14 protein-coding genes and 1 tRNA gene are annotated in these 14,287 nt (G+C 59.6%); 8 read left to right on the forward strand and 7 right to left on the reverse strand.

Annotated elements, in window-relative coordinates; translation table 11 throughout:
- Positions 1 to 123: 123 nt before the first annotated feature.
- The 3 genes from ACSQ1W_RS09315 to ACSQ1W_RS09325 all read right to left on the reverse strand — a co-directional run bounded on the left by ACSQ1W_RS09315 (position 124) and on the right by ACSQ1W_RS09325 (position 2,969).
- Positions 124 to 405 carry a hypothetical protein gene (locus tag ACSQ1W_RS09315; RefSeq protein WP_436043050.1) on the reverse strand — a complete coding sequence of 94 codons (282 nt, stop codon included), beginning with the start codon at positions 403 to 405 and terminating at the stop codon, positions 124 to 126.
- 145 nt (positions 406 to 550) lie between these two features.
- Entirely contained in the window at positions 551 to 1,624 is a 1,074-nt protein-coding gene (locus tag ACSQ1W_RS09320) for a hypothetical protein (protein WP_436043052.1), read from the reverse strand.
- Between the two features lie 421 nt (positions 1,625 to 2,045).
- A complete protein-coding gene (locus ACSQ1W_RS09325) occupies positions 2,046 to 2,969 on the reverse strand; it encodes an STM4504/CBY_0614 family protein (protein ID WP_436043053.1) in 924 nt (307 codons plus the stop codon).
- A gap of 223 nt (positions 2,970 to 3,192) precedes the next feature.
- Here ACSQ1W_RS09325 and ACSQ1W_RS09330 point away from each other — a divergent pair, with 223 nt between their 5' ends.
- Complete coding sequence (locus tag ACSQ1W_RS09330) at positions 3,193 to 4,374, forward strand: tyrosine-type recombinase/integrase (protein ID WP_436043054.1); 1,182 nt, start codon at positions 3,193 to 3,195, stop codon at positions 4,372 to 4,374.
- A gap of 125 nt (positions 4,375 to 4,499) precedes the next feature.
- Positions 4,500 to 4,700, forward strand: coding sequence for a helix-turn-helix domain-containing protein (locus ACSQ1W_RS09335; RefSeq protein WP_436043055.1), 201 nt, complete (start codon positions 4,500 to 4,502; stop codon positions 4,698 to 4,700).
- 537 nt (positions 4,701 to 5,237) lie between these two features.
- On the opposite strand, the gene ACSQ1W_RS09340 is transcribed toward ACSQ1W_RS09335, so the two are convergent.
- Positions 5,238 to 6,089 carry a DUF2971 domain-containing protein gene (locus ACSQ1W_RS09340; RefSeq protein ID WP_436043057.1) on the reverse strand — a complete coding sequence of 284 codons (852 nt, stop codon included), beginning with the start codon at positions 6,087 to 6,089 and terminating at the stop codon, positions 5,238 to 5,240.
- Positions 6,090 to 6,459: 370 nt separating this feature from the next.
- Between ACSQ1W_RS09340 and ACSQ1W_RS09345 the strand changes: the two genes are divergently transcribed.
- From ACSQ1W_RS09345 to ACSQ1W_RS09370, 6 genes are all read left to right on the forward strand, one after another.
- Positions 6,460 to 7,434, forward strand: coding sequence for a hypothetical protein (locus ACSQ1W_RS09345; RefSeq protein WP_436043059.1), 975 nt, complete (start codon positions 6,460 to 6,462; stop codon positions 7,432 to 7,434).
- Positions 7,431 to 7,805 carry a hypothetical protein gene (locus ACSQ1W_RS09350; protein WP_436043061.1) on the forward strand — a complete coding sequence of 125 codons (375 nt, stop codon included), beginning with the start codon at positions 7,431 to 7,433 and terminating at the stop codon, positions 7,803 to 7,805. The genes ACSQ1W_RS09345 and ACSQ1W_RS09350 overlap by 4 nt, the downstream gene beginning before the upstream one ends.
- A 2-nt stretch (positions 7,806 to 7,807) precedes the next feature.
- Positions 7,808 to 8,080, forward strand: coding sequence for a hypothetical protein (locus ACSQ1W_RS09355; protein ID WP_436043063.1), 273 nt, complete (start codon positions 7,808 to 7,810; stop codon positions 8,078 to 8,080).
- 246 nt (positions 8,081 to 8,326) lie between these two features.
- The gene (locus ACSQ1W_RS09360) at positions 8,327 to 8,782 is read left to right on the forward strand and encodes a Mor transcription activator family protein (protein ID WP_436043064.1); all 456 of its coding nucleotides are present in this window, start codon (positions 8,327 to 8,329) and stop codon (positions 8,780 to 8,782) included.
- 2 nt (positions 8,783 to 8,784) lie between these two features.
- Positions 8,785 to 11,502: a phage tail tape measure protein gene (locus ACSQ1W_RS09365; RefSeq protein WP_436043067.1), complete on the forward strand. Its 2,718-nt coding sequence runs from the start codon at positions 8,785 to 8,787 to the stop codon at positions 11,500 to 11,502.
- 93 nt (positions 11,503 to 11,595) lie between these two features.
- Positions 11,596 to 11,868: a hypothetical protein gene (locus ACSQ1W_RS09370; protein WP_436043068.1), complete on the forward strand. Its 273-nt coding sequence runs from the start codon at positions 11,596 to 11,598 to the stop codon at positions 11,866 to 11,868.
- Between the two features lie 35 nt (positions 11,869 to 11,903).
- Here the strand turns inward: ACSQ1W_RS09370 and ACSQ1W_RS09375 are convergent, their stop codons facing one another.
- The 3 genes from ACSQ1W_RS09375 to ACSQ1W_RS09385 all read right to left on the reverse strand — a co-directional run bounded on the left by ACSQ1W_RS09375 (position 11,904) and on the right by ACSQ1W_RS09385 (position 14,262).
- Positions 11,904 to 12,878 carry a hypothetical protein gene (locus ACSQ1W_RS09375; RefSeq protein ID WP_436043069.1) on the reverse strand — a complete coding sequence of 325 codons (975 nt, stop codon included), beginning with the start codon at positions 12,876 to 12,878 and terminating at the stop codon, positions 11,904 to 11,906.
- Positions 12,879 to 13,051: 173 nt separating this feature from the next.
- A tRNA-Ser gene (locus tag ACSQ1W_RS09380) sits at positions 13,052 to 13,141 on the reverse strand.
- Between the two features lie 113 nt (positions 13,142 to 13,254).
- The gene (locus ACSQ1W_RS09385) at positions 13,255 to 14,262 is read right to left on the reverse strand and encodes a LysR family transcriptional regulator (RefSeq protein WP_436043070.1); all 1,008 of its coding nucleotides are present in this window, start codon (positions 14,260 to 14,262) and stop codon (positions 13,255 to 13,257) included.
- Positions 14,263 to 14,287 lie beyond the last annotated feature (25 nt).

The following is a 14,287-nucleotide window of genomic DNA, read 5'->3' on the forward strand; positions in this document are numbered from 1 at the left end:
CGTATGCATGCGTAATCAGGCAGGACGATGATAGGCAGGTGCGCGGCCCATCGTCCAGTCGGGGCGGCGCGGCGGGGTCAGGACGCTGCGTATCTCGTGTGCGTGCGGGGCGCACGCGGGGTGTCAGGCGGTGACGATCTTCATCAGGGCCACGCTGGCGATGCCGGCCACCAGCCAGATGGCGACGCGCTTGAGCACGGCGCCGTCGATGCCCGCCCTGCCCTCGGCGGTCTGCATCGGTTTGGTGCCCACGACCAGCACGTGCATGGGCAGCGCGATCACCAGTAGGAACGCGAACACCCAGTACATCGTCTCGTCCCCCAGCTTCGGCCAGATCAACGGCATGGCGACACCGGCGAAAATGCCGGCGATGGCGGCGGTGATGGGGGTTGGGGTGATGGGCATGGGTATTGGCTGTTTCGGGCGTAGTTGGAGTCTAGCGGACCCTAGGCGCAAGGACCGCCTCCCGAAGGGCGCAGGATGGATTACATAAGTTAGTTTCCTCAGCGGAGGCTGCCTACCCATCACACGCACGTCAAAGGTACGGTCTTCAGTCAGAAGATGGCAGCCTAGGAACTCTTGCAAGCATCAGGTTTGGAACAAGTTCGCGTTCAATAGCTGAGGTTTCTGTTTTATCGGCTACATAAGCATCGGGCACCGCTGTCATCGCATAGGTACTCTTGCCCCCATAGAGCCCATCAAACAATCCTGAGCGACTCACTTCGAATTCGGCCTCAAAAGATACTATCGCCATTCCATCTGGATAAATCGCCCCGTCGGATAGCACCTCAAATGAGCGCCCCACAAAATCAAGAGCTTGCAACGACTCTCCATTTGTCGACTGAGACTGACTAGACCGATACAGGAACCTCGTGAGCACTTCATGCGCCACGGCTTCATCCAAGGCGAAGAAGTGCTCGGGCATCACGCCCGGTGACAATCGCCGCTTATTGATCAAACTCCTAGCTAACAGAGGGGGACCAAGCCAATCGCGACCACGCCAGCTAAATCGCGTGAAATTAATAGACCCTTTCCCTTGACCTGATCGAAGACGTCGTCCGAGAGCATCGCTATGGACAAGATTTAGTACGGTGGCGTAGTTGTTCCGTTGCACCAACTCAATCGATCCAGCTGTTTCTGGTGAAATTTCATTGCCGAATCCGGTCGAAGTCGCTGCGGAAACTTCTGTGTGGTGAACGTGTAGCGTTGCCTTGGTCGATGACCGCATGTGAGCCCCTATGCAATAGCCATGACTAGCAATTACGCCACCCACACCAAATCCAAGGTGCGGCTCGACCTGCTTTTCGTATCCGCCTCTAACAGTGCCATCAAACACCTTGGAGGCTGAACCCCGTGTACCTTTCGCCTCCACTAGCGCCACCCCATGACTTGGACATGCGAACACGAAGTCCGGACTTTTCTTAAGGCCCGTTTTTCCGCCACCTAAATTTTCAAAGTGATCGCACCATACGTAACCGTCCTTGACCATCGCTAGATAGGCAATACCCGCCGCTACCGTACCGGCGAAATAGCTCTTGGCGTAGTCCTTCAGGTTGTTGGCAGTACCCAGAATGGCGAAGTTGGAGCTAACGTCATCAACATGCTGCTCCAACAGCTTAGCCATGACCTGGGATTCATTGGTAACGATCACGGGATTGATCACATTAAGGTAGCTACACCTCGCCATTGCCCCAAACAGCTCTAACGGCCCAAAGGTCATACTACTTATGCTAGGCGCCCGCCCGACAACGCCGTATGTCCCGCAGGGGTGACCGACTACCTTTGCCAAACCCAACGCTTTGTTCTTGGTACTCCACACCATGTTCAACCTCCAGAGCAGCGCCAAGAAGCCACGAGAACGCAGGATGGATGGAGCGCAGCGATACCCATCATCACAAACTTCCATAGACCACGAAACCAGAGAAGGATAGGACTTTCGCGGAATCTAGCGAGTCAGATTTCAGTGAGTCAGCCTACAGGTATCGCCGCGCTCAACTAGTCGGGCTTTGCATTAGTGCAGCGACGCACGCACCTACGAGCAGACCCTATTTTTTGGTTTGATGCGCCTCGACCATAAAAAGGATGGTGGTAGCAGTGAGGTTCAACGTGTACCGAGCCAAATACTCGGGCACTGCGACCGGCGATGCCCCCTGTCCGTGGCCGCCATTCTTGTTTCGTACTGTCGGCACACCGCTTTCCAACAGTGAACGGATGGACGAAAACTGCGAATCAAAGTATGCGGGGAACAGGCCGTTTCCCATACATGTAGTTATCAGATTCTTCGCCGTGTCCGCCGGCTGTGTCGGCCAGCCGCGAAGCTTGCAGATCGTCTTCATCACGCTCTCAAATGACTTCAATGCGTCGACAAGGCATTCCTTGTAGCGTCCGTGCCGAAAGTGCTCGTGAGCTTTCAGAAACTCTTCGTTAGCACCTTTGAAGTTCTTATCACGCAGAATCGCCAGCGCCGGCTTTACAGCCTCAGCATGCAGAAGCTGGGAATCAACTCGGATGATCTCGCCAGATTCGAATTGGTAACCAACTCCGTGCTCCTTGAAGCGCTCGTTAAGCTCCGCCACGGCCGCAGCAGGCTCGATACTTCGACGAGTATTGTTCACATAGGACCAGTTCTCTGGAATGACAAGTTGGATGAACTTAAAACAAAGCTCCACGACATCTAACGCGCGCTCGGTCGACTTCTCTTGCAAGAAATAGTTAAAAACCGAATGCTGATCTGATTTCGGGTGCTCAATCAGTTGAAAAACGCCGAGTTCTCGACAGAGTGCTTTATTGACAAACTCATATGCCTCCCGAGCGTGGGCGGTGCTATATCCGTCTTCCCCAAAAGCATCTCTAATTATGTGGACAATCTGCACCCGCAACGGTTGCGGCAGACCGTTGTAAACGTACACATCCGGCACTTCACCACGGGCGCGCTTTTGACGTTTTGAGAAAAGATCGAAGACCCCCACAACCATCTCCCAGGCTACGGAACATCAACAAATTTGGCGGAGAGAGTGTCCCTCAAGCCAACTTTTCCAATGATGACATTGGGAACATTTGGTCGCAATGCACAGCGTTTAAACGCCTTAAAACAAGCACTTTTCTGAAGACACTCGCCCCGGACCATCCACAGAAGATCAATGCAAACTGATACAATCCAGGCTCCAAGTATGGGTAGGAGTATGGGTCAGGATGCCTCGCACGCTTCAGCGGTTGTCCGCCCTTACGGTCAAAACAGCCAACCGTCCCGGCTACTACTGCGACGGGGGTGGCCTCTATCTTCAGGTGTCGAAGGCGGGCGCTAAGTCGTGGGTGTTTCGGTACAGACGCAATGGTCGAGCGCGTGAGCTTGGCTTGGGCGCCCTACTTCTGACCCCGCTCTCCACGGCCCGAAAGAAAGCCGAGGCGATGCGCCTCACGCTGGGACAGGGACAGGAGCCAGTCGCGACACGCGAGGCCGCCAGGCGCGAGGCCGCAAACCGCATGACCTTCAGCGAGTGCGCAACTGCGTACATCACCGCGCACCGCCGGGGCTGGTCGAATCCGAAGCATGCGGAACAGTGGCAATCTACCCTAGACACCTATGCTGTCCCCGTCTTCGGTCCGATCGACGTGTCGCAGGTCGACACTCACCAAGTCATCCGGGCCTTAGAACCGATATGGCAGGCCAAGACTGAAACAGCATCCAGGCTGCGCGGACGTATCGAGCGTATCTTGGCGTGGGCGACTACACGCGGCTATCGAACCGGCGAGAATCCTGCCCGCTGGCGTGGTCACCTAGATACTCTGCTGCCAAAGCCCGGCGCGATCAAAGATGTCGCTCATCATGCCGCCCTGCCCTATGCCGACGCCGCCGATTTCATGGCGACCTTGGCGGCGGAAGCTGGGACCGCCGCCAAGGCGCTACGGTTCGCGATTCTTACCGCCTGTCGCACGAATGAGGTCATCGGCGCGACCTGGGCGGAGGTCGACATTGCATCCTCCGTTTGGGCAATTCCCGGCCACCGGATGAAAGCGGGCAAAGAACACCGCGTGCCGCTATCGCGCGCCGCGCTCAAACTGCTCGCCGGGCTAACACCAGGCCAGCCAACCGATTACATCTTCCCTGGCGCCAAGAATGGCAAACCACTTTCGAACATGGCGATGCTCAACACGCTCAAGCGCATGGAGCGGAGCGACCTGACCGTTCACGGCTTCCGATCGACGTTCCGGGACTGGGCCGCTGAGGCCACCAGCTTTCCTAGGGAGCTTGCGGAGAAGGCTCTAGCACATACCGTCCGGAGTGAGGTCGAAGCCGCATACCAACGAGGCGACCTGCTACAGAAGCGCCGCGAAATGATGGAGCATTGGGCTGCTCACTGCGCTGCTAGTTGAATCAACTTCATTCATCGCGTTTAAACGCTTCATCGCGAACATTCCTGCAATGGGATGCAAGTCTTGTCGCGTCAATTCTATGCGCGCTCACCTAAGACCAGGTGACACTATAGAGACCACTACGCATGCAGACAGCAGAACCGAGAAACGACACCCTTTCAAACTCCATCGCCACCGTCGCCAAGCGCATCGGTATTAGCAAATCCGGCGTATACAACCTACTAGCCGCAGGCCAGCTGCGCTCGTTCAAGATCGGGCATCGCACTTTGATTGCCGAGTCCGAACTTCAGCGATTCGTTGCCAGGAGTATGGGGGTGGCCGCTTGAAGATCGAAAAAGGCATTCCGCTCTGCGATCCTACGCACCGAGGCGGCCCGCGAAACCCGAAGTATCCATTTCGCGACATGGAAGTCGGTGACAGCTTTGCGGTCCCCACAAAGCAAGACCGCGAGCGAGCAAAGGCGACACTGTGGTACTTCACGCGATCAAGCTTGGGAAAGGGACGGAAATTCGCGTCGAGGAAGGTCGACGAGGGCTATCGCATCTGGCGAATCGTGTAGTCAAAGGCCCCGGCAATGTCGGGGCTTTCTCTTGCGCCAGACAGATTCGTGCGCCCGCTGCTCTAGCCGGAAGATTGCCAGGCTTCAAGAAAGTTTACGGATAGGAAAGAAGTAGTGCTCGCCTAAACCCGCCTAGGACCCGCCTAGTGCTCTTGGTAAACCTATTGATATCGCTACAATTATTCACCAAGCGGGTATAGGGGCATGGCTATTACATACAAAGTCTAGAAGAGCAGAGGTGGGGCATCAGGGAGGCGATTTGCCTATATGGGAAAAGCCGTACCCGCCGTACCCGCCGTACCCGCTACTCAATGCGATCGAAAACGAGATCGAACGAAGTTCGGCTCTTACGCGCCTTGAAAATCTCGGTGTCGGGCAGGTGTAGTCTGGCGAGCTGGACAATCTCATCCGCGTCGTTCTCACCCATGTTGCAGCCGAGATAGATCGCCTCGAACAAACGCGGGTCTTGCACTGGGTCGATGTAGCCGGTACCCACTGGCTCATTGAGTAGAGGCCAGTAACACCGCCACTCCTTCTCATAACTCCAGTCAGAGTGTTTCACGTAAACCAACTTCCAGGCCAACTCAGTCAGATTGATAGGAGCTGCCCGGGTGAAGTGGTCTGCCATCTGAACCGAGTCTCCAATGCAGACGTAATCATCCGAATACGTCACTGGCTTCGCAATTCGAAATGGATGATCTATGTCGTCCAGGACGCGGAACTTGAACCCTACGCCCTTATGTTCCTCCGCATAGTGAGACCACATCACCACGTTGTTTATCTTCTCTGTCAAACAGAACGTTCGACCATGCTGCATATGAGCCGCAATGTCGTCCGACATCGTGGCCAAAGTTTCACTTAGAGTGTGTGCGGCCTGAATGGCACCTGGCCTAAGAAATGCTAGAAATTCGTCGCGCCTCTCGATTGGAGTATTGGCGCGCGTCTGCATGGCTAGCCGGTGAAGCGTACTATAGGGATCGTAGAACTCCGGGACTTCTGGCGAAAACGCTAGTTCGCCTAGACGCTGCACGAATCTATCCGCAAACCTGTCGGGGTCAACGTTCGCGGTTAGCCTAGTCTGCGTATCAAAAGGATCGTTGAACTGAAGCGGTGTTCGCCACCGGATCGTTCGATGCTTAATCATGATCTTAGCCACGGCTCGTGTGGCGAGCTTGAAGAAGCTATCCCGGTCGTGAGTCCTCGGCATTTGGCGCCCCCCCCATTTGGGTCGAGCCTATCAAATTCAGGGTCCTTCCGAGGCCCCACGGCCCCTGCGGGGTCGACGACACCGCGCCGTTTCAATTGTGCGTGCCCCTTCGAAGTGACTTTTATGTTTACTTCGGGCGTATCAGCGTGCCGGAAAACAACCCTTTCTCGGAGTCGGCGGAAGTAAAGCAAAGACCGTTCGACCTGGCGTTCTACGCGGCGGCGCCTGGCCGGCGACCGTCGCGAACATTCCTGCAATGGGATCGCGCATCTCCGCGATTGACACTACTCCCATACACCGACGCGGGAACCGAACAAGCATGCAGAAATCGCCACGCAAACTGGCCGATGCGATCGCTAACGCGATGAGGGACGCCGACTCCGCGCAGCCCTATCGCGAGCGCTACAACTCCGGACTGCCGGCTGAGTACCGGCACTTGGGGCCGGACCCGACTCCGATCCCGACTTCGATGGTCCGTGGCACGACCATTAGCATGACCATGTCCGCTCTGCCGCCGCTGTTCGACAAATCCGGCCGCTTGCGGCGCGCTCCCAAGGGCGCACCTGCCGGTGTCAGCTCGACGCTTTCGGGTGCCGTTTCAGCTCAGTCCGTGGTGGGTTGGGCGGGAGCGCACGTTCTAGTCATGGCGCAAAACCTAGTCTCGCACGCAGTCGACAATGCCGGCGCTGTGGCTACTCACTCTGTTCCGGTCGAGTTCCGATTGATCGAACCAGCGAAGTTCGGTGTCGTCGATGTCGACGCGGAAGATGATGCGCCGATCATTGAGCTACCCGTTGCGGCGGCGGCCATGAAGTGGGAGGACGCTGTCACCCTTGCTACTCGATTCGAAATCCCTCGGTCGGAGCGTCGTCGTCACGATCCGCAAGACTTGGAGTCCGAAATTGCTACCGCACTGTCCCTGGGTGTAGCACGGGCCGCCGATGAAACCCTGCTTGCATCACTGGCCGCAGGCTCCCTGACCCCATTCACCCTCGCAAAAGCGGCATCGGCGGGTATTCGCTTCGAAGAGTTGCGGGCAATCGCGGGCGCATCTGGCGCGGGCACTTTCATCGGTGCCGATGGCACCCTCCGTGCCGCCGGAGTTCCCGCTGAGCTGACGCCGGACATGCCGGGAATCCTCGTGGGCGCATGGGACCGTGCCGGCATCATCGTCGAAGATGAAGTGACCGTGCTGTTTGAGCGCCTTGGCAAGGCCGGCCACCTGGCATGCACGGCATTCGTTCGCATGGTCCCTCTCGTTCCAGACAACTCCTACTTCTGGACGGTCGCGTGAAGCGGCTGTCCTCCATCTTCGCTGGCGGTCGTGCGGAAGTTCCCTTGAAGGACAACGCGTCGGGCCGGCCGCCAGCGACTCAAATGCAGTTGCTACTTGCAGCCATTGATGGCGCGACGCTGGTGCGTCGCCAGCCGGATACTGACGGTGAGCGCTTCATTGTCGGCTGTGAAGCATTGGGCGGGATGTTTATGCATTCACGGGAGGAAGTCGAAAGACGAATCCTTGCGAAGTTTCCCCAGCTTCCGTTCGACGATGTGAGCGCTGCCGCTCGCTATCTGAACGACCGAATCCGCGCGGAAATTCAATTAATCACGCAGGACCGACGCCGCGCCCATTCCTGGGCTTTGGGCTGGGTCGAGGAACGCTAAGCATGCAAATCGAACGCACTGTCAGTTTGATCGTAACGAACAAGGTCGTGAGAATGACCGGAACCGTCGCAATCGGCGGCGAGGTCCGTCGACCGGGTGTAATCGTCGAGGCTTCGCTCAACGAAGCGAACGACCTGATCCGGCGCGGCAAAGCGGTCCCGGCCACAGAAGCCGAAGTCGAGTCCGCAGAGACGATCGTCGCTACAGGCACGATTGACCAGCCAGCAGGACCCGATGGCCTAGCCTGGCGCGCTGCTGCCACTTGGGGCCGCTGAAGGTGACGCGCTCTAGTCTTACGAAAGAAGCGTCAGCGCTCGTCGCAGAGGCATGGGCGCTGTACTACGAAACGGGTAATCCGAGAGACGAGAGGATCGCTCGGATGATTAGCGAAGCGGCAGGACAGCCGGCGCCACCACGGTCGAAACCTGCGCCACTGAGCCGGAGAGCCGCCAAACGACGACTTCGTCAGCGCTCCACGTCCGTTGACCCGAACTACCCGATTCTTCCGCAGGTGCGAAACTTTGTCCGATGAGAGCTGGTGGGCTACCGCCCCGGAGCGCTTCACGCTCGCCCAGGCATATCACCTAGTCGCGGAGGTCATCGGCTGGGATGCAGCGGTCAATTTCGGCATGAAGGTTTGGGACGCGAAGCGCCCACCATCTAGCACCGCGACAAGCTCTGTGCATGGAGGCGGACGCGGCGTCATCTTCATTCCGAAGACGATCAACGTCTTCTTCGGTCGCAACCTAGTCGACATGGTCGGTACAGAGAACGCCCTGAAGCTCGCCGCTGCGTTCGGCGGCGAGCGCCTGGAGTTCCCCTGCATTGCCAGGGCCTCCATTCGGGGCCGGAATCGCGCCATCGCCCAGCGGATCGCCGAAGGCGCCCGCACCCGTACCGTTGCCGTCGAGTTCGACCTGACGGAACAGCATATTCGGCGGATTGCCAAAGCAACGTCGATTCGCAAGGTAGCCTAAGCATGTCAAGAACTCTTAAAACATCTATCGTCATCGGTGGCGCGATCAGTGGTTCATTCCGCTCCGCACTGTCGTCGACGAAGTCGGGCCTGAAGGCCATCGGCGAGGCAATTGCCGACGTGGAGCGCCGTCAGCGTTTGATGTCGCGCAGCATCGGCGAGTTTGGCCGCATGGGTAAGGACGTCGGCCGCATGCGGCAGGAGTACGCGAGCCTTACCCGTGAGACGGACAAGCTGCGCGCAGCACAGTCGCGGCTTGCGAGCGTGCAAGAGCGCATCGACGCGAACAACGATCGCCGCCGCCATCTGCGCGGCGAGCTGGGTTCCGCCGCAGCGACGTTCGGCGTTGTCGCAGCCGCAACCCTGGCGCCAGTGCGAAGCGCGGTCAACTTCGAAACCGCGATGCTCGGCGTTGCGAAGCAACTGGAAGGCGCGCGCGACGAAGCCGGCAACCTGACGCCGGTTTTCTTCAGCATGTCCCGCCAGGTGCAGCAGCTCGGGCGCGAAATCCCGTTGGCGACGAATGAGCTTGCGGATATGGTCGCCGCCGGCTTGCGCATGGGCGTCGCGAGCGATGAAGTGGTCGAGTTCACGCGAACCGCCGCGATGATGGCCGATGCCTTCGAATTGCCGGCGGGCCAGCTCGCCGACGACATGGGCAAGATCGCGGGCCTGTTCCATATCCCGATTCCCCGCATCGGCGAGCTAGCCGACGCAATCAATTTCCTGGACGACAGGTCCCAGGCAACCGGCTCGGAAATCATCGACGTCCTTCGTCGAACCGGCGGCATGGCGCAAGCGCTGAAGATGCCAGCCCGCGAGGCGGCCGCCCTGGGTTCTACGTTCCTGACGCTAGGCAGCTCTGCGGAAGTCGCCGGCACCGCGTCGAACGCGATGATGCGGATTCTCGGCGCCGCGACTGCGCAGTCGAAGCGCGTTCAAGTCGGCATGTCCTCTATCGGCCTTGATCCCAAGCGGCTTCAATCGGACATGGCGAAGGACGCGACGGGAACGATCCTGCGCCTGCTGGACACGTTGAACGCGCTCAATGACGAACAGCGCATGGTTGCGGCGACCCGCATATTCGGCGCCGAGTATGGCGACGACGTCGCGAAGCTCGCGACCGGCGCGAACGAGTACCGCCGACAGCTTCAGCTTGTGAACGGCGAACAGGCGAACGGCAGCATGTCGCGCGAGTTTGCCGCGCGCCTGGGAACGACCGCTGCCCAATGGCAGATCACGAAGAATCGGTTGCGCGAAGTGTCAGTCGTGATTGGCAACGCTCTCGTTCCGTCGATCTCACGCCTGATGGAGGCTGCGGCGCCGATGATCGAAGGCTTCGCAGATTGGTCGCGGGCGAATCCTGGACTCATTAGGGGGATCGTCGGTTCCGCGCTGGCGCTGTCGGGCCTGCGCGTGGTCACAACTGGCGTCGCCTACGCCTGGACAGCGGTGAAGGGGCCGGTCCTGTCGGTCATGGGTTTCATTGCGCGTTTCCGCGCTACCGGCGCCCTTGCGGCGATGGGTCGGTTCGGCCCTGCCGCGATGCGAGCAGCCGGCGCCTTGCGGCTGGTTGGCGGAGCTATTGCGGCGATCAGTGGTGGGCCAGTAACCCTCGCGATTGGCGCGTTGACTGCTGGCGCTCTGGTGGTGCGCAAATACTGGCAGCCGATCAAGGCGTTCATGTCGGGCATGTTCGACGGCGTTCGCGAAGCGATGGCGCCCGTCCTGTCTGAGCTGGGCGCGGCGATCGCGCCGCTGAAGCCCGTATGGGATGCCATGTCGGTGTCCATCGGCAAGGCGTGGAACTGGATCGTCAAGCTGCTGGAACCCGTGAACATGACGTCGGGCGAGCTGTCCGCAGCGACGAACGCCGGCCGGGTGTTCGGTCACGCCATTTCAGGCGCAGCGGTGGGCGCGATTCGCGTGCTGACGCAGGTCGTGCGCGTTGCCGTGAGTATCGGCAGTGCGATCGGAACCGCTACTGGTGCGATCGTTGGCGCATTCAGTTCCGCATGGGATCGGGTGAAGGGAATCGTCGGGTCCGCTGTCGACTGGATCATGAAGCGGATTCGCCCGGTCTTGATGGCGTCGACGCTGGTCGGTGGCGCAATTTCGGGCGTGGCGAATGCTGTCGGCCTGGTCGGCGATTCGGTCGCGCCTCCCGCTACCACGGTCGCCCCCGCAACCGCAGGCCCTTCCGCCGCTCCCCGCGCATCTTCCGCGCCTTCCGTCACCGTCGTGGCCGGCGCCCCCGGCATGCCCGGCAAGGCTGGTGCCCCCGGCCTTCCCGGCGCGGCCGCGAAGCCCGCCGCCCCCGGTGAACCTGGCAAGCCTGGCCTACCGGGTGCGGCTGCGAAGCCTGGTATTCCCGGAGTTCCTGGTCTACCTGGAAAGTCTGGCGCCCCCGGCCTTCCCGGCGCGGCTGCGAAGCAGGCCGCCGCGCCCGCCCCTGGCGTGCCCGGCAAGCCCGGCGAGCCTGGCAAGGCTGCCCCGGCCGTCAACGTTGCGCCTGTGCGCGGCCGTACCGCGCCCCCGATCGCTGCCGCCGCGAATCCCGCGCGCCCGACCGTGACCGTGACCGATCAATCCCAGCACCATTACAACATCACGCAGCAGCCCGGCGAGTCCGGCGAAGACCTTGCACGCCGGTTCGAAGCCGAGCGCCGTCGACAAGACGCGATCAACCAGCGCGGTCGTTTAGTCGACGGTGCAGGATGACAGGGACAGAAAGCGACACAAAAACAGGATGATTGACGCCCTCAATTATCCGCTGTCCATGATCCAGACAAACGATTTCCCTGCGGCGCTGTGATGACGGATGCTTTCACCGCGCCGCAGGGGTGCGCACTAAACAGCAGGGATTTCATGCGATACAACGCGATAGTCGACAGCGAAACGCTAGCCATCGTCGATAGCAGGACTCAGGAGGCCACCGACGCCGTCGCCGTCATACCGAACTACTTTCCGGACCTCGAACGCTTGGTACAGATGGTGCCGCGCGATCTTGCTGGAAAACTAGCGAGAATGGCGGCATGGCGCGCAGCGGGCTTTGATGGTGTTCCCGATAGCAAATTCGATGCGTAACGAATGGGCCTGCGTGAAGACGCAGGCCCATTTCTTCATTCGGCACTAGGCTTGATAACTTCTAAGATGCGAGAGGGCCCTTCCGAAGAAGCTTCGCCTTTCAAAAATCCTGTTTGAGCGTGCGTAAAGATGGAGCGTGTCGTTTCCAAGAGGACGGCATCCTTGATCGCAGGATTATCGCTCGCTTGAACAAAGGCTTGGAATGTCTTCAGTGCGTGAGCTTTATGCCTACTGACGGCAGCCTGATGTTTGTTTGCTTTGTAGTTTCCCGCGCACCAGGCGGTGATCGCAATGAGCATCGCTAGGATCACCAGCTTTGAAGTCGTGTATTGAACGAGCGCAGCCCCATTCAAATCGGGGCGAAACAGAAAGAATGCGGTGGCCGCGACTAGCGTAGTTACGGCAGCCCAGGTGGATCGTGTCAACCAAGTTCCCGCGTCCGTCTCGCGCGACTCCGCTTCATTCGCGAAATCTTGCGTGAACTGACCTACGCCGGCCTCAGCGGACGCTTCTCGCGTCGCTTGAATTATCCGATCAAGCTCACCCCTTTGATCCGTCAGGTACTTATCAAAATCTCCTTTCGCTTGTCCCGCTTGCGAAACAGAGGTGGTGATTTGACCCAACTGCGCGGGAATGTCGCCCTTCAGGTAAGCAAGGAAAGGGATCCATTGGTGTGTGGTGACGTAAAGCTGCTGCTGAACGGCGGCGAGATTGTTGACGATGTTGTTTCGCGCGTCTGCGGGGCTTCCCTCACCAAGGGAAAAATTGTTGTTCCGCTCGATCCATACCCATACCTGGTCAAGCACATTTGCAATGTCAGTTATCGCATTGGATGGGAGTCGCGACAGCGGCAGATCGCGCAGTATGGAAACAATCTCGTAAATCGAATCTACGTCGCCCGCTGCTGCACTGAAATCTATGCTGCCCCACTCTGTTCGTTGAATTAGCAACCGCTTGTCCACTGCGCCGAAACGGCTAAGTTTCGGTTCCAACTGCGATGCGTCAGCCATATGCCCCCCGGCGGTTATTCAGTCCCTTGCGACAACCCCTCGCCGCCAGACAAGGCTAAACCTCATTCAGGTTGAACAACAACAGCGTCACGCTCCCGCATATGGGTAGACGCATGGGTCAAGGAAAGAGGCTATTAAATTATCTTTTAAAATCAATGTCTTGTTGATTTAAATGGCGGAGAGAGTGGGATTCGAACCCACGGTAGGCTTACACCTACGGCAGTTTTCAAGACTGCTGCCTTAAACCGCTCGGCCATCTCTCCGTTTTCTGGAACTGTCCGCGACCCCGTCGCGGTGCATCGCCGCCCTACCCCGGCGGCGCGCCCGGCCCCTTGCAGGCCGTGGCGCATTTTCGCACGAACCCCGCCGCCGTGGCTTACGAGGCCTTCTTCACCTTGGTGGCCTTGGTGTTATCGATGGCCATCGCGATGGCCTTTTCCTTCTCCTCGGCGCACTTGCCACCGCAATCCAGACGCGACGACTCGATCTGCTGCGGCAGATGCTCGGCCAGGAAATCGATGAACACCCGCACCGCCGGCAACAGCCCCCGGCGCGACGCGAACACCGCATGGCAGATGCCCTGCGGCAGGCTCCATTCCGGCAGCACCACCTCCAGCTCGCCCTTGCGCACCGCCTCCGCACACACCGTCTCCGGCAGCAGCGTGATGCCGTAGCCGTCCTTTGCCATCGACTGCAGCAACGGGAAATCGAAGCCGGCCAGGCGCGGATTCAGTTCGATCCGGCGCACCTCGCCATTCGGACCATGCAGCTCCCAACGCTGGCGCGCCTCGTCCTCGCTGATGCTCAGCGTGACGTGCTCGGCCAGGTCTTCCGGCACCTTCGGGCGGCCGGCGCGGTTGAGGTACTTCGGGCTGGCGACCAGCAACTCCTGGATCTGGCCGAAGCTGCGCATCACCAGGCTGCCGTCGTCGTCGAGCTTGGCGCGCACGCGCAGCGCCACGTCGTAGCCTTCGTTGATGATGTCGACCCGGCGGTTGTTGACGTGCAGCTGCAGCCGCACCTTCGGGTACTTGTCGAGGAAGGCCGGCAGGATCTTCGGCAACTGCATCTGCGCCACCGCCACCGGCACGCTGACCCGCACCACGCCGCGCGGCTCTGCGCTCAGGCGATCGACCACTTCGCGCGCCGCCTGCGCTTCGGCCAGCATCGTCTGTGCGTGGCGGTGCACGCTGGTGCCGACGTCGGTCACCGCGAAGCGGCGCGTCGAGCGCTGCAGCAGGCGCACGCCCAGGTCGGTTTCCAGCTGGCTGATGCGCCGGCTCAGGCGGGACTTGGGAATGCCCAGTGCACGCTCGGCTGCGGCGAAGCCACCGTGGTCCACCACCATGGCGAAGTAATAGAGGTCGTTGAGGTCGTGCTGCATGACTATAATTCCGCCTTTAGAACAA

It is taken from the genome of Pseudoxanthomonas sp. LjRoot143 (genome assembly GCF_964252945.1).
In the GTDB taxonomy this organism is placed as follows: domain Bacteria; phylum Pseudomonadota; class Gammaproteobacteria; order Xanthomonadales; family Xanthomonadaceae; genus Pseudoxanthomonas_A.

Coding starts and splice junctions, on each gene's coding strand:
- ACSQ1W_RS09315 (WP_436043050.1), bottom strand. CDS start 405: ATGCCCATCACCCCAACCCCCATCACCGCCGCCATCGCCGGCATTTTC.
- ACSQ1W_RS09320 (WP_436043052.1), bottom strand. CDS start 1,624: ATGGCTAAGCTGTTGGAGCAGCATGTTGATGACGTTAGCTCCAACTTC.
- ACSQ1W_RS09330 (WP_436043054.1), top strand. CDS start 3,193: ATGCCTCGCACGCTTCAGCGGTTGTCCGCCCTTACGGTCAAAACAGCC.
- ACSQ1W_RS09335 (WP_436043055.1), top strand. CDS start 4,500: ATGCAGACAGCAGAACCGAGAAACGACACCCTTTCAAACTCCATCGCC.
- ACSQ1W_RS09345 (WP_436043059.1), top strand. CDS start 6,460: ATGCAGAAATCGCCACGCAAACTGGCCGATGCGATCGCTAACGCGATG.
- ACSQ1W_RS09355 (WP_436043063.1), top strand. CDS start 7,808: ATGCAAATCGAACGCACTGTCAGTTTGATCGTAACGAACAAGGTCGTG.
- ACSQ1W_RS09365 (WP_436043067.1), top strand. CDS start 8,785: ATGTCAAGAACTCTTAAAACATCTATCGTCATCGGTGGCGCGATCAGT.
- ACSQ1W_RS09370 (WP_436043068.1), top strand. CDS start 11,596: ATGACGGATGCTTTCACCGCGCCGCAGGGGTGCGCACTAAACAGCAGG.
- ACSQ1W_RS09375 (WP_436043069.1), bottom strand. CDS start 12,878: ATGGCTGACGCATCGCAGTTGGAACCGAAACTTAGCCGTTTCGGCGCA.
- ACSQ1W_RS09385 (WP_436043070.1), bottom strand. CDS start 14,262: ATGCAGCACGACCTCAACGACCTCTATTACTTCGCCATGGTGGTGGAC.